The organism is Streptomyces sp. NPDC032822 (genome assembly GCF_055578825.1).
In genome coordinates, this window is record NZ_JBVIOL010000004.1 from 1 (window position 1) to 23203 (window position 23203).

Below are 23203 nucleotides of genomic sequence, written 5' to 3' on the forward strand. Positions count from 1 at the left end.
TTTTGGCACGCTGTTGAGTTCTCAAGGAACGGACGCTTCCTTTGTACTCACCCGAGAGACTCTCTCAGGCTTTCCTCCGGGCGCTTCCCTTCGGTCTTGCGTTTCCGACTCTACCAGACCGTTTTCCGATCCGATTTCCTCGGTGCTTTCCAGGTTCCCGCTTCCGCGTTTCCCTTTCCGGCGATTCCGACTCTATCAGATCCTTTCGGGCCTGACTCCCAGTCAGAGGGGCTTGCCTTCCCGGCCGTTGGGCCGTTCCGACGTCTCAAACCCTAGCGGATCCTCCCGGCAGTTCCTAATCGAGCTGCGGGCCCCAAATCGAATTGAATTCGGGCACGCCGAATTCAACTCCGCTGAGGAGATCATGCTGGTGGTTTGTGGTGCCGCTGATGCGGCGGAGGTGTTGTCGAAGAACCGTTACGGCTCCGCGGCAACCCGAAGAACTCTACGGATCCGGCAGGGGCGTGTCAAGCGCCGCCTGTCAAGAACTTTTACGGCGGTGTCAGTCCAGGTCCGTGAGGCGCCCGCCGGCGTCCGGCTGGGCGTGCTCCACCCTGCGCAGGAGGCGGGTGAGGACCTCTTCGAGGCCGGTGCGCTCCTCCGCCGAGAGGTCCTGGAGCAGGTCGCCCTCGAAGACCGTGGCGAGACGCATCGCCTCCAGCCACTTCTCGCGGCCCTTGGAGGTGAGCTCCACGATCACGCGGACGCGGTTGGACTCGTCGCGCTCCCTGGTGACCAGACCCTCGGTGAGCATGCGGTCGATCCGGTGGGTCATCGCGGCCGGCGTCAGGCCGAGCCGCTTGGCGAGGTCGCTGGGGCCCAGCCGATAGGGGGCGCCGGAGAGGACGAGGGCCTTGAGGACCTCCCACTCGGCGTTGCCGATGCCGAGGGCGGCGGTCTGGCGTCCGTATGCGACGTTCATACGGCGGTTCAGGCGGGACAGGGCCGAGACGATCTTCTCGACCTGGGGGTCGAGGTCCTGGAACTCGCGCTGGTAGGCGGCGATCTGCTCTTCGAGGGTCGGCTCGCCGAGGCTGCCGGGGTTGTCGCCCATGGGCCGGAGTATGGCACGGGCCCGCTTGGCGTTGAAGTCCTTCGGTGTGTATTGTTCAGGATCTAACTTTAGCTTCGAAGTCTTCAGCTCTAACTACTGAGGGCTCCTCACTACCTTGGAAGAGGTGAACGTGACCAGGGCGATGGGCGCAGCGATGCGCCGGATCCACGTGGGCAACGCACTCAGCGCGTTCGGGCTCGGCTTCACCGTCCCCTATCTGTACGTCTACGTGGCGCAGGTACGAGGACTGGGTGCCATGACGGCGGGGCTCGTCCTCGCCGTCTTCGCCGTGGCGGCGCTGATCGTGCTGCCGTTCGCCGGGCGGGCCATCGTCCGGCGGGGCCCGCTGCCGGTGCTGCTCGTGGCTCTGGTCACCGCCGCTGTGGGGGCCCTGAGCCTCGGGCTGGCGAGCAACGCGACGACCGTGCTGCTGTCGGCGGCCGCGCTCGGGGCCGGGCAGGCCGTGATGCAGCCGGCGCTGGCGACGATGATCGTGGACTGCTCGACCGCCGACACCCGTTCACGGGCCTTCGCCACGCAGTTCTTCCTGCAGAACCTGGGACTCGGCGTCGGCGGGCTCATCGGCGGTCACCTCGTCGACACCACCCGCGTCTCGTCCTTCACCCTGCTGTTCGCGATCGAGGCGGCGATGTTCCTGCTGCTGGCCGGAGTGATGGCGAGCGTGCGGATGCCGCACTCGCCGCGGTTCGAGGACGCGCCGGGGCGCTCGGGCAAGGGCAGCTGGAAGCAGCTGCTGGGCAACCGGGCCATGGTGCAGCTGTGCGTCCTGGGCTTCGTGCTGTTCTTCGCCTGCTACGGCCAGTTCGAGTCGGGGCTGAGCGCGTACGGCGTGGAGGCCGCCGGGATCTCGACGTCCGCCCTCGGCACGGCGCTGGCCGCGAACACCGCGATGATCGTGGTCGCGCAGTTCGCCGTACTGAAGTTCGTGGAGCGGCGGAGTCGGTCCCGGGTGATCGCGGCCGTGGGGCTGATCTGGGCCGTGGCGTGGGTCGCAGCGGGCTACGCGGGGCTCGGGCACGGCAGCCAGGAGATGGCCACGGCGGCGTTCGTGTCGACGTACGCGCTGTTCGGGCTGGGTGAGGCGATGCTGTCGCCGACCGTCGCGCCGCTGGTCGCCGATCTCGCGCCGGAGGGGATGGCGGGTCAGTACAACTCCGCTTTCGCCCTGGTGAAGCAGCTTGCGCTGGCGCTCGGGCCGGCCATCGGCGGACCCATGGGGGCCTCGCTGCACGCGCCGTACATCGTGACGTTCCTGCTGTTCTCGCTGGGCATCAGTGTCCTGGCGGTGCGGCTGGGGCGGCAGCTCACCCTCGCGCAGGACCGGCCTTGGTCGGCGCGGAGCCGGGTGGTGGCCCAGGGTGGCCCGACTCCGGTGGACCAGGCCCGGGCGAGCGCCTGAGCCTCACCTCAGAGGGCGGCCCCTGTCGGCTTGGGCGCCCCCGGCAGGCCGAACTCGCACCACACGGCCTTTCCGCCGCCCGGCGTCCGGCGGGATCCCCAGGCCGAGGCGATCGTCGCCACGATGGCGATGCCCCGGCCGGACTCGTCGCCGGGTTCGGCGCGGCGGCGCCGGGGCAGATGGTCGTCGCCGTCCGTGACCTCGACGATCAGGCGGCGGTCGGTGCGGCGCAGGCGTAGGCGCATCGGTGGGGTGCCGTGCTGGAGGGAGTTCGCGACCAGTTCGCTCACGGCCAGGACGCCGAGGTCGTGCAGTTCCACCGGGAACCGCCAGCTGGTCAGGACGCCGGAGGCGAACGCCCGCGCGCGGGGGGCCGCTTCCACGCCGCCGAGGAGTTCCAGGGCGGCGTTGCGGAAGAGCTCGCTGTCGGGGCCGGTGTGGGCGGGGTGCTGGAGGACCAGGACCGCCACGTCGTCGTCGTGCTCCGCCGTGACCCCGGATGCCCGGACCAGTCGGTCGCAGACCACCTGAGGGGTGCCGGTGGCGCCGGACAGGGCTCGTTCCAGCGAGGCGATGCCCTCGTCCAGGTCCTCGTCACGGCGTTCCACCAGGCCGTCGGTGTAGAGGACGGCCGTGGAGCCGGGGCCCAGGGCGATCGAGCCCGAGGCGTGCATCCAGCCGCCGGTGCCCAGCGGCGGGCCGGTCGGTTCGTCGGCGCGCTGGACCACCCCGCTCTCGTCACGGACCAGGATGGGCAGGTGGCCCGCCGAGGCGTAGACCAGCCGGCCCTCGTTCGGGTCGTGGATGGCGTACACGCAGGTGGCGATCTGGTTGGCGTCGATCTCCGCGGCGAGTCCGTCCAGGAGCTGGAGGATCTCGTGCGGGGGCAGGTCCAGGCGGGCGTACGCCCGGACCGCCGTACGGAGTTGGCCCATGATCGCTGCCGCGCGGACCCCGCGGCCCATCACGTCGCCGATGACGAGGGCGGTGCGGCCGCCGCCGAGGGTGATCACGTCGTACCAGTCGCCGCCGACCGCGGCCTCGGTGCCGCCGGGCAGGTAGGTGGCGGCGATCCGGAGGTCGTCGGGCTCCTCCAGCTCCTGGGGGAGCAGGGAGCGCTGGAGGGTGACGGCGGTCTCGCGCTGGCGGCGTTCGCTGGCTCTGAGGCGCTCGGCGGCTTCGGCGTGGTCGGTGACGTCCGTCGCGAAGACGAGGACGGCGGCGGCGCCGTCGCCCTCGGTGACCGGGGTGCAGGTGAAGGTGTAGGAGCGGCCGTCGGGGGCCTTGCGGGACTTGACCGTGCGCGGCTTGCCGCTGCGCAGGACCTGGTCCAGGAGCGGGAGCAGGCCGAGTTCGTCGAGTTCCGGGAGGGCCTCGCGGGCCGGGTCGCCGGTGGTGCGGGGGCCGAACGCGGTGACGTAGGCGTCGTTGACGTAGGCGAGGCGGTGGTCGGGGCCGTGGACGAGGGCGACGAGGGCCGGGACGCGGTCCAGGACCTCGCGGACCGGGAGTTCGTCGACGGCGGGCACGGGCGGTGCCTCGTCGGTGAGTTGTTCGGCGCGGGCCGCGGGCACGGAGCCCGCGCCGTCCGGCCGCAGGTCCGGTGTGACCTGGTGGTCGGTCCGCGCTGCCGCGCGGCGCTGCGTTCCGGGGAGCCGGGCGCTCCAGCGCGTGAAGTTCACGAATCCTTGCCTCGTGTCGTCGTCTGCGGCGTCTTCTGCCGGCTCCGGACCCGGTCGGGGGTCTGGGGTGTGGCACCCCGGGGTTGCAGCACGGTGGGGAAAGCCTCGTGGTTCGAAGTGGGTTCGAGGGACGGGGTCTGTCCGTCCACGGTCGGGGCCAGTCTGGCAGGGCGGCCGCGCGGGGCGACATCCGTCAGACGCCTACCCCTCGGCTGGAGTTCCTCGGTCCGGTCAGGACGACCCCTTCGGGTCGTTCGTCGGGTCGTGAGGAGGCTTTCCACCGGCCGCGAGTTCGAACTCCGCTCGGGGATGTTCGAGCGATCCGAGGGAGACGATCTCCCGCTTGAAGAGTCCGGACAAGGTCCATTCCGCCAGGACACGGGCCTTGCGATTGAAGGTGGGCACCCTGCTCAGGTGGTAGACGCGGTGCATGAACCAGGCAGGGTAGCCCTTGAGCCTGCGTCCGTAGACGTACGCGACACCTTTGTGCAGTCCCAGGGACGCCACCGACCCCACGTACTTATGGGCATACGTTTCGAGCGGCTCGCCGCGCAGGGAGTGCGCGATGTTGTCGCCGAGGACCTTCGCCTGGCGGACCGCGTGCTGGGCGTTGGGGGCGGTCTCCGTGCCGGGTTCCGCCGTGACGTCGGGGACAGCGGCGGCGTCTCCGGCCGCCCACGCGTGCGGGGCGCCCTCGATCGTCAGCTCCGGGGTGCACCTCAGCCGACCGCGTGTGGTGCGGGGCAGGTCGGTGGCGGCGAGGAGCGGGTGGGGTTTGACGCCGGCCGTCCAGACGACCGTACGCGTGGGGAAGCGGGCGCCGTCGCTGAGGACGGCCACGCGGTCGGCGCAGGATTCCAGGCGGGTGTTCAGGCGTACGTCGATGTTGCGGCGGCGCAGTTCGGAGACGGTGTAGCGGCCCATCTCCTCGCCGACCTCGGGCAGGATGCGGTCCGAGGCCTCGACGAGGATCCACTTCATGTCCTCGGGCTGGACGTTGTGGTAGTACCGCGCGGTGTAGCGGGCCATGTCCTCCAGCTCGCCGAGGGCCTCGACGCCGGCGTAGCCGCCGCCCACGAAGACGAAGGTGAGGGCCGCGTCGCGGACGGCGGGGTCGCGGGTGGAGGAGGCGATGTCCATCTGCTCGATGACGTGGTTGCGCAGGCCGATGGCCTCCTCGACGGTCTTGAAGCCGACGCCGTGCTCGGCGAGACCGGGGACGGGCAGGGTGCGCGAGATCGAGCCGGGGGCGAGGACCAGTTCGTCGTACGTCAGCGGCTCCGGGCCGGTGCCGTCCTCCTCGGTGGCGAGGGTGGCGAGGGTGGCGGTGCGCTTGGCGTGGTCGATCGAGGTGACCTCGCCGACGACGATCCGGCAGCGGTCCAGGACGCGGCGCAGCGGTACGACGACATGGCGGGGGGAGATCGAGCCGGCGGCCGCCTCGGGGAGGAACGGCTGGTAGGTCATGTACGGATCGGGGGTGACGACGGTGATCTCCACATCGCCCCGCGCGAGTTCCCCTCTCAGCCTCCGCTGCAGGCGCAGAGCCGTGTACATCCCGACGTAGCCGCCGCCGACAACCAGAATGCGCGCACGTTCCTTCACCACCCCATGACGCACCCGACGCTTGCGTTTGTCCACAGGCTCGACAATTTGTGTGACCGCGGGTCCGCGGCGCGCCGGGTTGGCCGAATCGCCGACGCGCGGGGAAGGTTCCCAGGTCAGCGGGTATGTGTCGGGGGACGGGAGGGGGCGCAATCGGGACTTATGTGATCCGTACTCCGATCGGGGGGCGCTCTGTGCGGAACGTGCCCCTTCTGAATTGACCCCCACTCAACTATGTTCGTGTGTCGACGGGGTGTAGGGGGATGCGCCTTCGGGTCCGCTGGGGCGGATCCGTGAAGCGGGTTTGTTCCGCTCGCTCCGGCTTTCGATGACGGGGAGTCTCCGGGGGGAGACGTCATTACCGGGGGATCACTTATGCATGTTCAGGACTCTCATTGGCCGTCCGTGTCCACCATCACACCCGGTGGCGGGGCGATGGGCGGAGCGGTCGGATCGACGATGGGCTCGGCGATGAGCTCCTCGATGAGCGCGGCGACGGGCAACGGACGCGCGGACAGCGCGCGGACGACACCGCTGCGCGTGGACGCACAGCGCAATCTGGAGCACGTACTGCGCGCGGCGCGCGAGGTCTTCGGCGAGCTGGGGTACGGCGCGCCGATGGAGGACGTGGCGCGGCGCGCGCGGGTCGGTGTCGGCACGGTGTACCGGCGCTTCCCGAGCAAGGACGTCCTGGTGCGTCGGATAGCCGAGGAGGAGACCTCCCGGCTGACCGACCAGGCGCGTTCGGCGCTCGGTCAGGAGGACGAGCCGTGGTCGGCGCTGTCGCGCTTCCTGCGGACGTCGGTGGCCTCGGGCGCCGGGCGGCTGCTGCCGCCACAGGTGCTGCGGGTCGGCGTGGCGGACGAGGGCGCGCCGGACGAGGCGCGGGTGCCGCAGCAGCGGACCCAGCCGGGTTCCGGGGAGCTGCGGCTGGTGCCCGAGGACTCCCAGGTGCTCGCGGACGACGACACGGGAGCGGCGGCGCTCCTGGAGGTCGTCGGTCAGCTCGTGGACCGGGCGCGTGCGGCCGGTGCGCTGCGGCCCGACGTGTCGGTGTCGGACGTCCTGCTGGTGATCGCCACGGCGGCGCCTTCGCTGCCGGATCCGGCACAGCAGGCGGCGGCCTCGGCGCGGCTGCTGGACATCCTGCTGGAGGGACTGCGGTCACGGCCGGCGTGACGGCGGGCAGAGGTGGGGACGGGCGGGCAAGCGGGCGGGTGAGCTACTCGCCCCGCGGTGGGCCCGGGGTGCTCGCCCCGCGGTGAGCGGTGACTCGTACAGGTGACATGGGGCGTGGGTGCTGCGTGGCCCTCGCCTCGAACATCGCCCGGGAACATGCCGGGCATTTCCGTCACGCCTCTCAACTCCGGCTCCAGGAGCGCCACTTGACCCTTCCCCGTTCGAGTGAGGGCTAGTACTGCGTTGCGGTAAGTCCCCACGGACGAGTGGACGGTCCGCACTCAGGGGTTCTGAACAAAAGCCAATATGGCACTCTGACCCGGTGTTCGGGACTGTAGGGCAGGCGGCGGGGGCTTTCCGCGATGAGCTTTGACGGGCGCGACGGGTCACTCGGTGACGACGACGCGGAGTCCGGCGGTGCGGAGTCCGGCGGTGCGGCCTCGCCGCATGTGCCGAGCCAGGGGGGACGGGCCGGTGTCCCGCACGGCGGCGAGCCGATCGCGGCCGGGCCCGTGGAGGCCACCGTCCCCGCGCAGGGCGGCGAGCCCGTCGAGGGCACCGTGCCGACACAGCGCGACCGGCGCGAGGACGGCGGGATCCTGCCGCCGCCGAGGGAGCTGCCACCCTCCGACGCCGACCTGATCGAGCGGATGCGCTCGGGCGACGACACCGCCTACACCGAGCTCTACCGGCGCCACGCGGACGCGGTATGCCGGTACGCCCGCACCTGCTGCCGGGACGGCCACACCGCCGACGACCTCACGGCCGAGGTCTTCGCCCGCATGCTCCAGGCGGTACGCGGCGGCTCCGGCCCCGAACACTCCGTACGCGCCTATCTGCTCACCACCGTCCGACGGGTCGCCGCGAGCTGGACGAAGTCCGCGAAACGGGAGCAACTGGTAGACGATTTCGCGCTGTTCGCCGCGCAGTCCACGCGGGTCTCCGAGGTGTCCGACGACGACACACTCGACCTGGGCGCCGATGTGCGGGCGATGCACGAGGCCGAGCAGTCGATGGCCATGCAGGCCTTCAGGTCGCTGCCCGAGCGCTGGCAGGCCGTGCTGTGGCACACCGAGGTCGAGGACGAGTCGCCCAGCGAGGTCGCCACGCTCTTCGGACTCGACGCCAACGGCACCCGGGTGCTCGCCAGTCGGGCCCGCGAAGGCCTCAAGCAGGCCTACCTCCAGGCCCACGTCAGCGCCACCCTCGCCGACGACGAGGAGTGCGCGCGCTACGCCGACCGGCTCGGCGCGTACGCCCGCGGCGGCCTGCGCACCCGTGCCGAACGGGGCCTGCGCAAGCACCTGGAGGAGTGCGCCAAGTGCCGGCTGGCCGCGGGCCAGATCAAGGAAGTCGCCAGCGGGATCCCGGCCGTCGTGCCGGTCGCGATCATCGGCTGGTTCGGTGCCGCCGGGTACGCCAAGGCGGTCGGGTTCATCGCCGGCGGGGCCGGGGCGGGCGCGGCCGGTGCCGCGGGGGCGGCAGCAGCGGCGGGCGGCGGCTCGTCCGGCGGCGCGGGCGCCGGTGGCGGGGCCGCGGCCTCCGAGGGGCTGGGCGCGCCGGTGAAGGCCGGTATCGCGGCCGGTGTGGTGGCCGTGGCCGCCGCCGCGGTGGCGCTCGCGCTGATCGGCGACGACAGCCCGGCCAGGAGGCCGGACGCCAAGCCGCCCGCGTCCACACCGGCGATCGAGCCCGCGCAGAACACACCGGCACCGCCGAAGAAGGAACCCGGGCCGGTGCCCGCGGTACTGGCACCGACCCCCACGCCCACGCCCACCCCGACCCCCACCCCGACACCGAAGCCGAAGCCGCCCTCCGCGCCGGCTCCCACCCCGCCTCCTGGCTCCAGGCCGGCCCCCGCCCCGAAGCCGACGCCCACACCGAAGCCCACCCCCACGCCGACTCCCCCGCCGCCCGCCCCGGCCGTCTACCAGTGGAGCGAGCTGTCGTACGACATCACCGGTGACGGTACCGAGCCCGAGATGCGGCTCGGCGGGAGCAGTTGGGTGTGGCAGCGGTACGGCGTCTCGATCGCCGACCGGCAGTACACGCACGGCGTGACGGTGCACGGCCGCTCCTCCGTCGCCATCGACCTCAACCGCGAGTGCTCCGCCTACGACGCGCTGGTCGGCGTCGACGACATGACGGCCGGCCTGGGCAAGGTCTACTTCTCGGTGCAGGCCGACGGCGTCCAGCTGTGGAGGTCCGGGCTGGTCGAGGGCGGGGATCCGGCGGTGCCGGTCCATGTGAACCTCGCGGGGCGCTCGACCGTACGGCTGGTGGTGGAGCCGCACAGCCACTTCGACAACCTGATGCTCGCGGACTGGGCGGAGTCGAAGTTCACCTGCTCCTGAGCACCGCCTCGGCGAGTTCGTCGAGGACGTCCTGCGGGGTGAGGGCGGTGCCCCGGGTGTGCTCGGACGCGAACCGCAGCGGGCCGAGCCCTTCGCGGGCGACGGACTCGGCCCGCTCGGCGTGCGCGCTCTCCGGCAGGGGACGCTGTTCGCCGCCGCGCAACCGCCGCGCGGCGGCGAACAGCCGGACCGCGCGCGGGAGGTCGCCGAGCTCGCAGAGCAGGGCGGCCGTGCCGTCCACCAGCGTTGCCACGACCACGTCGGCGCACCGCTTCTCCACCGCCTCCCGGACGGTGTCGACCAGCCGCGGCAGCCCGCGTTCCGGGCCCGACTCGGCGACCGTCACCATCGCCTCCACCGAGTGCAGCATCACCAGGAACTGGGGCGGCGGGCTCCCCCGCTCGGACTCGACGCGGGCCGCCTCGAACCATCGGCGCGCGGCGACGGAGTCCTTGTCGTCCAGGGCGATCTCCGCCCGCAGGAGCAGGACGAACGACCGGCTGTCCGGGACGTTGTGGCGGTCGGCGGCGGCGCTCGCCTCGTCCAGCGCGGTCAGCGCGGCCGACCGGTCGTCCGTGCGGTACGAGATCTCGGCGAGCCGGGCCAGGAGGAACGGCGTCTCCGCGTACGCCCCCACCTCGTAGGCGAGCCGCAGCGCCTCCTCGTACTCCCCCTGGGCCTCCGCGAAACGACCGCGCGCCATGGCGGCCTCGCCCGCCGCGCTGCACACCTGGGCCCGGACCCAGCGGTCGCCGACCCGGCGGCCGAGCGACCGCAGCTCCTCCAGGTCGCCGTCCACCCCCGGCATGCCGCCCGGTGAGTCGACGACCAGGTGCGTGCGGAACATCAGGATGACGGCGACCGCCCAGTCGTCGCCGTGGGCACGGCAGTTGGCGACGGCGGCGTCCATGAAGGACCGGGCGTGCAGCAGGTCGCTGTCGATGTGGGTGGTCATGGGCCAGAGGAGGCCCGGCATCCGGGCCGCGTCCGGGCCGCCCCGCGCGAAGTGGCGCCGCACCCGGCCGACATACGCCCGCAGCCGCTCGTCCGGTCGCGTCACCATCGGCTCCACCTCGGCCTTGAGGAAGAGGTGCAGGATCCGGAGGTTCATCCGCTGGGCGTGCAGGGGGTGGTGCGGCTCCTCGTCGTCCGGGGCGGCGAGGAAGGTCTCTATGGGATCGAAAGGGACCGGGGACGAGGCAGGAGTGGCGCGGGAGGAGGCGGCGGTGACCGGGGAGGAAGCGGGGGCGGCCCGGGTGGCGGTCTCGGTCAGTGGTGCGTGGCGGGGCACGCTCAGGTGGAGGGCTCGTTCGATCCATTCCGCTCCCTCACGCCGGTAGTTGCGCAGCCACCAGAACCAGCCCATGGCGAGGGCGAGGGCACCGGCCTCCTCCTCCGCGCCGGCCCTCAGCGCGCGGTCGAGGGCCCCGCGGATGTTGTCCAACTCGGTCTCCAGCCGGGAGATCCAGGGCAGTTGGGCGGCGGAGCGCAGCAGCGGCTCGGCCTCCTCGACCAGGGCGCGCACCCACGCGCGGTGCCGGCGCTCGGCCGCGGTGCGCAGGGCCGGGGACTCGACGGCGCGCTCGACGACGTACTCGTGGATCGTCTCCAACATGCGGTACCGCATGCCGCCGTGGTCCTCGCCGGGGGTGGCCACGATCAGGGACTTGTCGACAAGCGCCCCGATCAGGTCCGCCGCCGGGCCGGTGCACACGGCCTCGGCCGCTTCGAGGTGCCAGCCGCCGGCGAACACGGAGGCCTCGCAGAGCACCGTGCGCTCCCGCTCGTCGAGCAGGTCCCAGGACCAGTCGACGACCGCGCGCAGGGTCTGCTGGCGGGGCAGGGCCGTACGGCTGCCGGAGGTGAGCAGGCGGAAGCGGTCGTCCAGCCGGTCGGCGATCTGCCGGGGCGTGAGCATTCGCAGCCGGGCCGCGGCCAGTTCGATGGCGAGCGGCAGTCCGTCGAGGCGGCGGCAGATCTCCGCGACGGCCTCCCGGTCGGCGAGCACGGTGTCCGGGCCTGGGCGGACGGTGGCAGCGCGCTCGGCGAAGAGGCGGTGCGCCTGGTCGCTGGGAAGGGGCTCGACCGGGCGGACCGACTCGCCCGGGACGCCCAGGGGTTCGCGGCTGGTGGCGAGAACGGTGAGCCCCGGGCAGTGGGTGAGCAGGGTCTCGGCGAGGGAGGCGGCCGCGCCGATGACATGTTCGCAGTTGTCAAGGATCAGGAGTTGGCTGCGCGGTGCGCAGTACTCGATCAGCAGGGCGACCGGGTCGTCCTGCTGAGCCGTCAGCTCATTGGTCATGAGCACGGTCTCGCGCAGACCGAGCGCGCTGACCACCGCGCCCGGCACCGCCTCCGGCCGGTCGAGCGGGGCGAGCTCGACCAGCCACGCCTGCGGGAGACCGGCGGCGGCCTCCTCGGCGAGACGGGTCTTTCCGGAGCCGCCCGGTCCGGTGAGGGTGACGAGGCGGGCCCTGTGCACTGCGGAACGGATGGCGTCGAGCTCGGGTTCCCGGCCGACGAAGGACGTCAGACGGGGACGGATGTTGCCGGTGCGTTCGGGGGGTTGGGGGTGAGGGGAGAGCTGGGGCGCGGTGGGGGCGAGGAGTTCGGCGTGCAGGGTGCGCAGTTCCGGGCCGGGGTCCGTGCCGAGGCCGTCGGCGAGGGCGCGGCGGGCGGTGTCGTAGGCGGCGAGGGCGTCGGCGCTCCGGCCGCAGTCGCGCAGAGCGCGGATGAGGAGGACGTGCAGGGATTCGTCGTACGGCTGTGCCGTGGTCAGTTCCCGCAGCTCCGGTACGACGTCCTTCGCGCGGCCCAGCAGCAGGTGCGCCCCCAGCCGGGCGCGGGTCGCCTCCCGGCGCAGCGCCTCCGGGCGGGTCGCGGCGGTGCGGTCGGGGAGGTCGGCGAGGGCGGGGCCGTGCCACAGGGCGAGGGCGGCGTCGAGGTCGCGGGCGGCGGCGGGGGCGTCGCCCCGGTCCAGGGCGGCGATGCCCGCGCGCGCCAGCCGCTCGAAGACGAAGAGGTCCACGTCGTGATCGGTGGCGGCGAGGCGGTAGCCGCCGGGTTCGGAGGTGATCGCGTCCTTGCCGATGCCGGGGATACGGCGGAGGCGGGCGACGAGGGCCTGGAGGGCGGCCGGGGCGTCCTGGGGCGGGGAGTCGGCCCACACCTCGTCGATCAGGGTGTCCGGGGTGGTGACGCGGCCGGGACGCAGGGCGAGGGCGGCGAGGAGGGTACGGAGGCGGGGGCCGCCCAGGGGTACGGCGCTGCCGTTCTCGTCCTCGGCCTGGGTGACGCCCAGGATTCTGTACCGCACCGGGTCATTGTCGCCGGGGTGACTGTGCGGGGTGCGCGGACGCGGCGATTGACGTCGACGGCGGTGGACGTCGACGGCGATCGGTACCGCCCGGCGATGGACGTCGCCCCACGAGCGGTGTAACCCCCGTCGGCGCGAACCCGGCGTCGGTGCGGGCCTCGGCTGAGGGCTCCGCCCCCAGACCCCCGGACCTATGCCCACCCACCACCCGACTCGGCCGACCGAGAAGTGACCCCACAGGGCAGACGACTCGCCGGACCGAGCGCCGCACCTCGGACCACTCGGCTCGCCGGACCGAGCGACCCGGAATCGCGCAACGCGCCCCGGCTCCCGCCCGGTGGGTCGAGCAACGCGCGCTGAGCCCCCGAGACCCTGCAAACCGCGCGGCGCACCGGGACCCCACCCGGTGGGGTCCCGGTGGGCCGAACAGCGCGCCCCGGCCCGCGACCCCCAACCCAGCGGGCTGAGCAGCGCACCCGGGTCCCCGGCCCACGCCACCCAACCCACTCGGCCGAACAACCCGCCTGAACAACCGACCTGGTGCACCGAAAGGTGGTTGCCCGATCCGCAGTCGTACCGGCCCTCGGGGTTGGTCTCCGTCCTCGGGGCTGGTGTCAGGCCAGGGCCGCGCCGCCCGAGGCTCCCGCTCCCAGGGCGCCTCTTTGGGGGGTGATGCCTTCCGGGACGGCACGCGTGCGTGCCGGGGTTCCTGTCCAGCAGGTGCCTCGGCGGGAGAGGAGGCGGCGGAGCCAGAGTTCGAGGGCGACCAGGTCGGCGAGGCCGTCGAGGGGGAGGGGTTCGCCCTCGGCCGCGCCACGCAACGCCTTGCGGACGACCCGCGCCTCGACCAGGCCGGCCTGGGCCAGCATCGGGGTGCCGAAGAGGTCCATCAGGGAGTCCGAGGCCACCCGGAGGCCCGTACGGGCGGCTGCCGCCGAGGGGGCGTGGGACGGGGCTCCCCAGCCCGGGGGGAGGTCGGCGACGCCGGCGCCCTCAAGGACCGTACGCAGGATCTCCGCCCTGGCGCCCGGCTGGACCCGCAGCGCCTCCGGGAGGGCGCGGCAGGCGCGGACGACCTGGTTGTCGAGGAAGGGCGCGTGCAGGCGCTGGAAGCGGATCTCGGCGGCCTGTTCGAGGATGCGGAGTTCCGCCGCGCCACGGGCGAGCGCGGCCCGCGCCCGGTAGTCGCCGGGGCGCTGGCCCGGGCCGATCCCGGAGCGATGGGTCGCCCCCTGGAGGCGAACCGATACTTCAGCGAGCGCCTCACCTGTCAGCCAGCGCGCCGCGGGGCCCGGTCTGGCCCAGGCGAGCGCGGACAGGGACGCCCCCACGGCACCGCCGGGCTCGTCGAAACTGCGCTGCATGAGGCGGTCGGCGAGGACCTCCAGACCGGCGCGGTACGGCGTACGGGCCAGGCGCCGCGCGGCACCGTACACGCGCGCGGGGACCAGCACCGAGCCGTCCGCCTTGGCGAGCGCGGCGACGGGGCGTACGAGGTGACGGCGTTTGCGGTCCATCAGGAGGTCGGCGAGGCGGGCCGGGTGGGCGTCCAGGACCTGGCGGGCGCCGTAGCCGGTGAAGTGGTCCGCGCTGCCGGAGGCGAGGCGGGCACGGTGGCTGGCCGCCGTCACCAGGCAGGCGCCGGGTTCGTCGGTCAGCGGGCCGTCGAGGTCGACGTAGGGGAGGGTCTCCTCGCCGCCGGTCACCACCACGTGGTGCAGCCGCGGGTTGGCCGCGAGGGTGCCCGCGCGTTCCAGCTCGGACTCCCGGCCGCCGACGGCCAGGTCGTTGAAGGTGACGGCCAGCAGCCGCTCCCCCGCGCCCGTGCCGTGCCCCAGCACCGTTCCCGGCATGCCCGGGAGGCCGGCGGCGAGCAGGGCCAGGGTTCCCGAGGCGGGGCCGCCGGAGAGGTCCGCCCCGATGCCGGGGACGGGCATCCCGCGCGCGGCACGGCGTTCCGCGGGCCCCATGCCGGGGACCGGCCCGGGGTCGATGTCGGAGCCGGGGACGTGGCGGGGAGCGGACAGGCGTGCGCGTACCGCCTCCACCAGTGCCTCCCCCACGGCGTCCACCGCGCTGTCCGGGTCGGCGGAGGGTGCCGCCACCGCGAGGGAGGCGACGTGTTCGTAGCCGGCGATCTCGCGCGCCCCGGCGCGCAGGATCAGCGCATGCCCCGGCGGAATGCGCCGTACGCCGTCGTACGGGGTGGAGTCGTGCAGCGCGGCCGGCACGTCGGGGGCGGCGAGCAGGGCGGCGAGGTGACCGTAGTCGAGGTTGGCCTCGATGAGGTCGGCGAGCGGGAGCGCGGCCGTGGCGTAGGCGGTGCCGCCGGCCCAGGGGGTGTGGAACACGGGCCGGGCGCCCGCCAGGTCTCCGCAGACGGTGATCCGGCGGCCGACCTGGACGACGGCCGTGTAACTGCCCGGCCAGGCCGTCAGATGCCGTAGGGCGCCACCGCGTGCGGCGAACAGGCCGACCCGCAGCTGCTCGTCCGTCGCCCCGCAGATGCCGAGGACCGCGATCCGGGTCTGGGCGTCGGCCTGGACCACCCGCACCTCGTCGGGGCGCCAGTCGCCGACCGCCCACAGCGGATCGGGGTCGCCCCACAGAAGATGGGAGCCCACCGGGTGCAGCGTCTCGCCGTCGTGTCCGACCGCGCCCGCGGAGCCGATTTCGGCTGCCCTCGCGGCGGTGCTGCTCCATCCCACCAACCACCGCATCGACGCCTCCACAGGCTGTGGACAACCAGTGCACCGTACGAACTCGGCACCATGCTGCCATGAAGGAGGCGCACCGGAGGGACGGCGGAGCCGCTTGCGCTCCCCGGAATGCGCCCCGTCGGAGACAGGCGCACCCCGTCGAACACCCGGGCGAGGCAGGAAGATCGAGGGGCTGTCGAGGGCCTGCGGCATGATGGTCGAAGGCGTACGGCAGAATGACTGCGACGCGAATGCGCCCCCGAAACGCTCCCCCAAAACGCCCTGCGCGCCCTCAAGTTCCATGGTGGGAGGGCTGATGGCCCGCGCAGGGGAGGGTCGCTTTTCGGCCAATTCGGCGCCAACGGAACGGCGTTGCACACGCTCCGTACATGCCGCGCCCACCGTCCGGCGAGCGCGCAGCCCGGGAGACGGATGACGCCCCCCGGGCCGTTCCGCCACCCGCGGGGATGTAGGCGGCGGTGTCCCCCAGCCCACTGGATCCAGTACAGCGGGCCGACCCACGCACGACCCATGGAACCGCTCCCGCGATGGCCGGAGAAGAGCGCACACACAGGCGCACGGCCACACAACAGGAGCACGAAGCAACTGCGCGTATCGGACCCGTACTTCAGTACGGACCACAATCCCGCCATCCGGAACAATGCCTCTTAACGCATGGGATGCGGCGAACTACGCTGGGTTTACGAATGCCGCGTGGTTATGCCAGCGCGGCAGCCGTCTGTGTCGAGGGGTGGCGCAATGTCCAGGGAGCAACGCGGGCCGAACGAAAAACTCGGCGCCGTTCTCGCCCTCGCGGGAATCAGCAACGCAGGACTCGCGCGTCGCGTCAACGACCTTGGCGCCCAACGCGGGTTGACTCTTCGCTACGACAAGACCTCCGTGGCGCGCTGGGTATCGAAGGGCATGGTGCCGCAGGGTGCCGCGCCGCACCTCATCGCCGCCGCCATAGGGCAGAAGCTCGGCCGCCCGGTGCCGCTCCACGAGATCGGCCTGGCGGACGCGGATCCCGCACCCGAGGTGGGCCTCGCCTTCCCCCGGGACGTCGGACAGGCGGTGCGCTCGGCGACCGAGCTGTACCGGCTCGACCTCGCGGGGCGCCGGGCCGGCACCGGTGGCATCTGGCAGTCGCTGGCCGGATCGTTCGCAGTAAGCGCGTACGCGACGCCTGCCTCGCGGTGGCTGATAACCCCGGCCGACAGCTCGGTGGCGCGCGAGGTGAACCCGTCCGAGGGCTCCGGCGCACCGCTCAAAGTCGGCCACAGCGATGTGCAGAAGCTGCGGGAGGCCGCGGAGGACGCCAGGCGCTGGGACTCCAAGTACGGAGGCGGCGACTGGCGTTCCTCGATGGTGCCCGAGTGTCTGCGGGTGGAAGCGGCCCCCCTCTTACTGGGCTCCTACTCCGACGAGGTCGGCAGGGCCCTCTTCGGGGCCAGCGCCGAGCTCACCCGCCTCGCGGGCTGGATGGCCTTCGACACGGGCCAGCAGGAGGCCGCACAGCGCTACTACATCCAGGCGCTGCGGCTGGCCCGGGCAGCGGCCGACGTACCCCTCGGGGGCTACGTGCTGGCCTCCATGTCCCTCCAGGCGACCTACCGGGGCTTCGGCGACGAGGGCGTCGACCTCGCCCAGGCCGCGCTGGAGCGCAACCGGGGCCTGGCCACCGCCCGCACGATGAGCTTCTTCCGGCTCGTCGAGGCCCGGTCCCACGCGCGCGCGGGTGACGCCCAGGCGGCCGGCGCGGCCCTGAAGGCGGCGGAAGGCTGGCTGGAGCGGTCCCGCGACGGCGACAACGACCCGTCCTGGCTCGGCTTCTACTCGTACGACCGCTTCGCCGCGGACGCCGCCGAGTGCTACCGCGACCTGAAGGCACCACGCCAGGTCCGCCGTTTCACCGAGCAGGCACTGTCGAAGCCGACGGAGGAGTTCGTGCGCTCGCACGGCCTGCGGCTGGTGGTGTCGGCGGTCGCCGAGCTGGAGTCCGGCAACCTCGACGCCGCATGCGAGCAGGGCGTACGGGCGGTGGAGGTCGCGGGGCGCATTTCCTCGGCCCGCACCACCGAGTACGTGAAGGACCTCCTGCACCGGCTGGAGCCGTACGGCGACGAACCGCGGGTGGTCGAGCTGCGGGAGCGGGCACGGCCACTGCTGATGGCACCCGCCTGACCCCGCCCCGATCCGTCGGCCACACCCTCAGCCTCCCCCGCCACCTCTGCCACCTCTGCCACCTCTGCCCCCTCCATCGCCTCTGTCTCTCCGCCCGCCTCTCCTCCGCCTCCCGGGTTTGAGGGCGTTGTCAGTGGCGCAGTGCACTATCGAAGCCGGGAGGTGGTGCAGGTGCGGGAGATCGCGTACGACTGTGACGTGCTGGTGGTCGGCGGGGGGATCGTCGGGCTGTCCACGGCGTATGCGATCACGCGTGCCGCGCCGGGCACACGGGTCACGGTGCTGGAGAAGGAGACCGGCCCCGCCCGGCATCAGACGGGGCGCAACAGCGGGGTGATCCACAGCGGGATCTACTACCGCCCCGGCTCGCTCAAGGCGCGGTACGGCGTGCGGGGCGCCGCCGAGATGATCAAGTTCTGCGCCGAGTACGACATCCCGCACGCCGTCACCGGAAAGCTGATCGTCGCGACCGACCGGGCCGAGCTGCCCCGCCTGCACGCCCTCGTCCAGCGCGGCCGGGAGAACGGCATTCCGGTACGGGAACTGGGCGCGAGCCAGATCGCGGAGTACGAACCGGAGGTCCGCGGCCTCGCCGCGATACACGTCGGCACGACCGGCGTGTGCGACTTCGCCGGTGTCGCCCGGCGGCTCGGCGAGGCGTCGGGGGCGGAGATCCGGTACGGCGCCCGGGTGGTCCAGGTCGACCGGCGACCGGAGCGCGGGGTGGCCGTGCGGACAGCCGGCGGGGACATCGTGCGGGGGCGCGTCCTGGTGAACTGCGCCGGCCTGTACTGCGACGAGGTCGCGCGGATGACCGGCGACGAGCCGGGGATGCGGATCGTGCCGTTCCGGGGCGAGTACTACTCGCTGACGCGGCCGTCGCTGGTGCGGGGACTGGTGTATCCGGTGCCGGACCCGGCGTTCCCCTTCCTCGGGGTGCATCTCACGCGGGGCATCGACGGGGAGGTGCACATCGGGCCCAACGCGGTGCCGGCGCTGGCTCGGGAGGGGTACGGGTGGGGTGTGGTGCGGCCTCGTGAGATCGCGGGGACGCTGAGATGGCCCGGGGCGTGGCGGATGGCTCGCCGGCACTGGCGGTACGGGGCGGGGGAGCTGCGGCGGTCGGTGTCCAAGGGGGCGTTCGTCGAGGCGGTGCGGAGGTTGTTGCCGGCGGTCGAGGAGGCCGACCTGGTCCCCGCGGCGGCAGGGGTCCGCGCACAGGCGGTCCTCCGGGACGGCGTCCTGGCCGACGACTTCCTCATCCGGGAGGGAGCACGCGCCGTACACGTCCTGAACGCCCCTTCGCCTGCGGCGACGGCTTCCCTGCCGGTGGGGCGAGAGGTGGCTCGACGGGCGCTGGGGGTGTTGGGGGCGTTGTGACAGGGGCGGGGGTACCGATCCGGCACGCCTCGCCCTCGCGCCCGTTCCTACCCCGCCCCTGCCGCGGCACGTTGCAACCCCACCACTTCGTCCTCGCCCCCGCCGCCCCTACCCGTCCCATCCCCAGGGGCTCCGCCCCTTCGACCCCACCAGGGGCTCCGCCCCTGAACCCCCGAGGGGACTCCGTCCCCTGAACCCCTCGGGACTCCAGCCCCAGGGACTCCGGCAGGAAGTTCGCGGGGAGCTCGCAGGGCGCGGAGGCGTGGGAGGTAGGGGGCGTAGGGACGTAGGAGGTGTGGGAGGGCGGCCCAGGAGGTGGTGGTGGGGTCGTAAAATCGGGGGCATTGTGGCTGACTTTCTTGGTGGTTCTGATGAGCGTCGGGGTGCCGACGACCCCGGTGTGTCCGTTCGGCATGTTCGGGCCAAAGGGGAGCCCCGGTTTCCGGACGGGCCGCAGCCCGATCCCGCGGGGTCGCACTTCGAGCGGCGGATCCGGAGTTTTCAGCCACGTCGGAGCCGGGTGACGGCGGGCCAGGCGGACGCGTTGCAGCGGCTGTGGCCCCAGTGGGGGCTGGACATCGACGGCCAGCACGTCATCGACCTCGCCGAGCTGTTCGGCAACGACCACCCCGTCGTGCTGGAGATCGGGTTCGGGATGGGCGAGGCGACCGCCCGGATGGCCGCCGCGGACCCCGGCACCGACATCCTCGCCGTCGACGTCCACACCCCCGGCCAGGGAAATCTGCTCCATCTCGCCGAGCAGCACGCACTGGACAACATCCGCGTGGGCAACGGCGACGCGATCATCCTGCTCCGCGAGATGCTCACCCCCGGCTCCCTCGCCGGCCTGCGCGTGTACTTCCCCGACCCCTGGCCCAAGAAGCGGCACCACAAGCGGCGGCTGATCCAGCCGGAGTTCCTCGACCTCGCCGCGACCAGGCTCGGACCGGGTGCGCTCGTGCACTGCGCGACGGACTGGGAGCCGTACGCGGAACAGATGCTGGAGGTGCTCACGGCGCACCCCGGCTTCGAGAACGCACAGCCAGGGGGCGGTTTTGCGTCGCGTCCCGAGTTCCGGCCGCTGACTCGTTTCGAGGGCCAGGGACTGGAGAAGGGACATGTCGTGAACGACCTGCTCTTCCACCGCGTAGAGCACGTCATAGAGCACAAGGACCAGCCCCCCACCGGCGCCTGAACCCTCCTCGCCAACCTGCGGGCGGCGCCTCTGTCTCGTTAGGGTCAATGCCGTGGCCACCGTTCCCCCCTACCCGACGCACCCCGGTGAACAGACCGGCGGCGCGCTGCGGCACGCGCACTGGTGGCAACGGAAATGGGTGCGCTACGGCGCGCTGAGCACCTTGCTCGCACTCTCCGGGCTCGTCATCCTCGCCCTGGTCCGCGAACAGACCGGCACGGAGGGCTTCCTGGTCGGACTCGGGCTGGCCGTGCTGCCCGTCCCGCTCCTCATGGCGGCCTTCCGCTGGCTGGACCGGGTGGCCCCGGGCCCCTGGCGCAACCTGCTGTTCTCCTTCGCCTGGGGCGCCTGCGCGGCAGCGCTGATAGCGATCATCGCCAACAGTTTCGCCACGCGATGGATCGCCACAGCCACCGCCGACCCGTCCCACGCCGACACCCTCGGCGCGACCGTCATAGCGCCGGTCGTGGAGGAGTCGGCCAAGGCCGCGGCCGTCCTCCTCGTCTTCCTCTTCCGCAGACGGGACTTCACCGGGATCGTCGACGGCGTCGTCATAGCCGGGGTGACCGCCACCGGCTTCGCCTTCACCGAGAACATCCTCTACCTCGGGACCGCCTTCGGCACCGACCAGCTGACCGGCGACACCGGCATCGCCTCCGTCACCGCGGCGACCTTCTTCGTGCGGATCGTCATGTCGCCGTTCGCGCACCCCCTCTTCACGGTGCTCACGGGCATCGGCTTCGGCATCTCCGCGCTCTCGGCGGAACGCCACCACGTGCGACGCGTCGTGCTGCCCCTGTCCGGGCTGCTGCTCGCGATGGGCATGCACGCGATCTGGAACGGCTCGTCGACCTTCGGCGAGTACGGGTTCCTCGCCGTCTACTCGGCGTTCATGGTGCCCGCGTTCGGGCTGCTGACCTGGCTGGTGATCTGGACCAGGCAGCGGGAACTGAAGACCGTACGGGAGGAGTTGCCCGCGTACACGGCGGCGGGCTGGCTGACGCCGGCCGAGCCGTACGCGCTCGGCTCGATGCGGGCCCGGCGAGTGGCCCGCCAGCACGCCCGGCGGCACTTCGGGCGGGCGGCGGGGCGGGCGGTGGCGCAGTACGAGGCGTACGCGACATCGCTGGCGTTCCTGCGACACCGGGGCCGACTGGGCCGGGCGGACGCCGACTTCCTGGTCCGGGAACGGGAGTTGCTGGCGGAGCTGTGGTGGCGGCGGGAGGTGGCACGTCCGGCGCTGGACCACGCGGCCCGGGCGACGGCACCCCCGGTGGCCGTGGCCGCGCCGCCCTGGCCGGTGTACGGGGTGTACGGCTACCCGGCGACGACACCGGCGTACCCGACAGCAACGCCGTACCCCTACAACCCGTACCGGACCTGACCGAAAACCTCAGGCACAAAAGACATGACCACCATGAAATGCACGAAAGACCGGCGGCCCTGACACCGGGGGGATGATGTCAGGGCCGCCGGGCACAGAGGGGCCGACCCTGGCCCCCCTTCCCAACCTTGGACTACCTCAGGGGTTGAGCCCCTTGCTGCGCAGCCACGCCATCGGGTCGATGCCCGACGAGTCGCTGCTGCCGGCGTGGACCTCAAGGTGCAGGTGCGCACCGGTCACGTTCCCCGTGGCGCCCACGCGGCCGATCACGTCACCGGTGGCGACCTTCTGGCCGACACTGACGCTGATCGACGACTGGTGGGCGAACCAGAGCTCGGTGCCGTCGTCGAGGGTGAGGACGGTCTTGTAGCCGTACGACCCGTCCCAGCCGGCCTGCGTGATCGTGCCGGAGTGCACGGCCTTGATGAGGGTACCCGTGGGCGCGGCGAAGTCGAGGCCCGTGTGGTAGCCGGAGGACCACAGGGAGCCGGCCTGACCGAAGGTGGAGGTGATCGTGTACGACGAGGTCGGCAGGGTGAACTGCTTGGCCAGCTGGACCAGGCGCGCGGCCTCGGCCTTCTTGTCGGCCTCTTCCTTCGCCTTCTTCTTCGCGGCGGCGGCCTTGTCCTTGGCCGCCTTCTCCGCCTTGGCGACCGCCTCGGCGGCCTGCTTCTCGGCGGCGGCAGCGGCCTGGGCGGCGGCCTTGGTCTCGGCCTGGTCCTGCTGCTGCTCGGCCTGGGCCATGATCCGGGCGCGCAGCACCTCGCCAGCGTCGGATCCGCTCTCCTCGGTATCGGCGGAGACCGTGCCGACGCTGCTGAGCGCGGTGGTGTCCTCGGCGGAGCCCGAGTCGTCGGAGATCAGGGAGCCCACGTTGGGCAGGTCGGGGATGGAGATCGACACCGGCGGCTTGCCGGTCTGCGCGCTGGCCATGCCGCCCGCGCCGACTGCGGCTATGACACCGACGCCGAGGACGGTGGAGCTGCGGGCGAGACCGCCACGCTGCTTGGCCACGCGGTGCCGGCCACGAACGGGGCGGAGGGACTCCTCGGTGGGATTCCACTCCGTCCAGGGGCCCTCGTCGGTGCGATAGGTGCCGTAGCCGAAGGTCTCGCTGTCACGCTGGCCCGGCACGAACGGGGCTTCTGGGGCAGGCGGGTTGGACGCCACGTGGGCGTGCTCCTTTCCTTCCTTCTCGCCTACCGGGTTAGCTGACGGGTTCGGAGCAGGAAGGTCTCCTACGCGCGTATACCGGCCGTGGTTCCACGGTGGCATCCGCGCGATTCACCCCAAGTAGTGGTTCCCCGGTTCCTTGCAGGATTCGGCGCGTGAGCACGGAGCCGTCTCTTGTGACGGCTGGGACGACCGCGCTGCGTTATCGAACGTTAATAGACCCGGGGCCTCGATTCCAAGCTGTTCCACTTGATCATTAAGCTTTCCGCCGGGAACTTACGGCCCATGACCGGCGAAAAACGGGCGAGTTGACCGAACCTCAGCACCTTCACAGCGATTGACAGGATGTCAGCTGCGATGCGGAGGGCACTCACCCGGTCACCTTCCGTCATTCCAACGGGAGAGCCGGACACACCAAAGGCCGGAACCCATTTCTGGATTCCGGCCTTTGGCCTTCAGTAGCGGGGACAGGATTTGAACCTGCGACCTCTGGGTTATGAGCCCAGCGAGCTACCGAGCTGCTCCACCCCGCGTCGTTGTGACTCCAGTGTACGCCATTCGCGGGACGTCGTTCACCA

At 72.3% G+C, this 23203-nt stretch carries 13 protein-coding genes, 1 tRNA gene and 1 riboswitch; of the genes, 7 read left to right on the forward strand and 7 right to left on the reverse strand.

What is annotated here, in order from left to right:
* Window positions 1-502: 502 nt before the first annotated feature.
* Window positions 503-1054 carry a MarR family winged helix-turn-helix transcriptional regulator gene (locus tag ACZ5VD_RS12450; protein WP_468550315.1) on the reverse strand — a complete coding sequence of 184 codons (552 nt, stop codon included), beginning with the start codon at window positions 1052-1054 and terminating at the stop codon, window positions 503-505.
* 130 nt (window positions 1055-1184) lie between these two features.
* On the opposite strand from ACZ5VD_RS12450, the gene ACZ5VD_RS12455 reads away from it, so the two are divergent.
* On the forward strand, window positions 1185-2474 hold the full coding sequence (locus ACZ5VD_RS12455) for an MDR family MFS transporter (RefSeq protein ID WP_468682485.1): 1290 nt from the start codon (window positions 1185-1187) through the stop codon (window positions 2472-2474).
* Between the two features lie 8 nt (window positions 2475-2482).
* Here the strand turns inward: ACZ5VD_RS12455 and ACZ5VD_RS12460 are convergent, their stop codons facing one another.
* Both ACZ5VD_RS12460 and ACZ5VD_RS12465 read right to left on the reverse strand, forming a co-directional pair.
* Window positions 2483-4156 carry a SpoIIE family protein phosphatase gene (locus tag ACZ5VD_RS12460; RefSeq protein WP_468682204.1) on the reverse strand — a complete coding sequence of 558 codons (1674 nt, stop codon included), beginning with the start codon at window positions 4154-4156 and terminating at the stop codon, window positions 2483-2485.
* 231 nt (window positions 4157-4387) lie between these two features.
* Window positions 4388-5764 (reverse strand): NAD(P)/FAD-dependent oxidoreductase, encoded by a 1377-nt coding sequence (locus ACZ5VD_RS12465; protein WP_468682205.1) that lies wholly within the window; start codon window positions 5762-5764, stop codon window positions 4388-4390.
* Between the two features lie 372 nt (window positions 5765-6136).
* Between ACZ5VD_RS12465 and ACZ5VD_RS12470 the strand changes: the two genes are divergently transcribed.
* A complete protein-coding gene (locus tag ACZ5VD_RS12470) occupies window positions 6137-6940 on the forward strand; it encodes a TetR/AcrR family transcriptional regulator (RefSeq protein ID WP_468550312.1) in 804 nt (267 codons plus the stop codon).
* A 362-nt stretch (window positions 6941-7302) separates the two neighbouring features.
* On the forward strand, window positions 7303-9294 hold the full coding sequence (locus ACZ5VD_RS12475; protein WP_468682206.1) for a sigma-70 family RNA polymerase sigma factor: 1992 nt from the start codon (window positions 7303-7305) through the stop codon (window positions 9292-9294).
* Here the strand turns inward: ACZ5VD_RS12475 and ACZ5VD_RS12480 are convergent.
* Entirely contained in the window at window positions 9281-12610 is a 3330-nt protein-coding gene (locus tag ACZ5VD_RS12480) for an AfsR/SARP family transcriptional regulator (protein WP_468682207.1), read from the reverse strand. The two genes, ACZ5VD_RS12475 and ACZ5VD_RS12480, sit on opposite strands and share 14 nt — an antisense overlap.
* Window positions 12611-13224: 614 nt before the next feature.
* Window positions 13225-15330 carry an asparagine synthase-related protein gene (locus ACZ5VD_RS12485; protein ID WP_468682208.1) on the reverse strand — a complete coding sequence of 702 codons (2106 nt, stop codon included), beginning with the start codon at window positions 15328-15330 and terminating at the stop codon, window positions 13225-13227.
* Between the two features lie 738 nt (window positions 15331-16068).
* Here ACZ5VD_RS12485 and ACZ5VD_RS12490 point away from each other — a divergent pair.
* The 4 genes from ACZ5VD_RS12490 (at window position 16069) to ACZ5VD_RS12505 (ending at window position 21452) form a co-directional block, all read left to right on the forward strand.
* The gene (locus tag ACZ5VD_RS12490; RefSeq protein ID WP_468550308.1) at window positions 16069-17493 is read left to right on the forward strand and encodes an MFS transporter; all 1425 of its coding nucleotides are present in this window, start codon (window positions 16069-16071) and stop codon (window positions 17491-17493) included.
* 162 nt (window positions 17494-17655) lie between these two features.
* Window positions 17656-18873 carry an L-2-hydroxyglutarate oxidase gene (gene lhgO / locus ACZ5VD_RS12495; protein WP_468550333.1) on the forward strand — a complete coding sequence of 406 codons (1218 nt, stop codon included), beginning with the start codon at window positions 17656-17658 and terminating at the stop codon, window positions 18871-18873.
* Between the two features lie 400 nt (window positions 18874-19273).
* On the forward strand, window positions 19274-20068 hold the full coding sequence (gene trmB, locus ACZ5VD_RS12500) for a tRNA (guanosine(46)-N7)-methyltransferase TrmB (protein WP_468682209.1): 795 nt from the start codon (window positions 19274-19276) through the stop codon (window positions 20066-20068).
* 52 nt (window positions 20069-20120) lie between these two features.
* Window positions 20121-21452, forward strand: a complete 1332-nt coding sequence (locus ACZ5VD_RS12505) for a PrsW family intramembrane metalloprotease (RefSeq protein WP_468550306.1) — start codon at window positions 20121-20123, stop codon at window positions 21450-21452.
* Between the two features lie 138 nt (window positions 21453-21590).
* Here ACZ5VD_RS12505 and ACZ5VD_RS12510 read toward each other — a convergent pair whose 3' ends face one another.
* Entirely contained in the window at window positions 21591-22622 is a 1032-nt protein-coding gene (locus ACZ5VD_RS12510) for a M23 family metallopeptidase (protein ID WP_468682210.1), read from the reverse strand.
* A gap of 11 nt (window positions 22623-22633) precedes the next feature.
* A riboswitch (cyclic di-AMP (ydaO/yuaA leader) is annotated at window positions 22634-22789 on the reverse strand.
* Window positions 22790-23084: 295 nt separating this feature from the next.
* A tRNA-Met gene (locus ACZ5VD_RS12515) sits at window positions 23085-23158 on the reverse strand.
* Window positions 23159-23203: the final 45 nt, after the last annotated feature.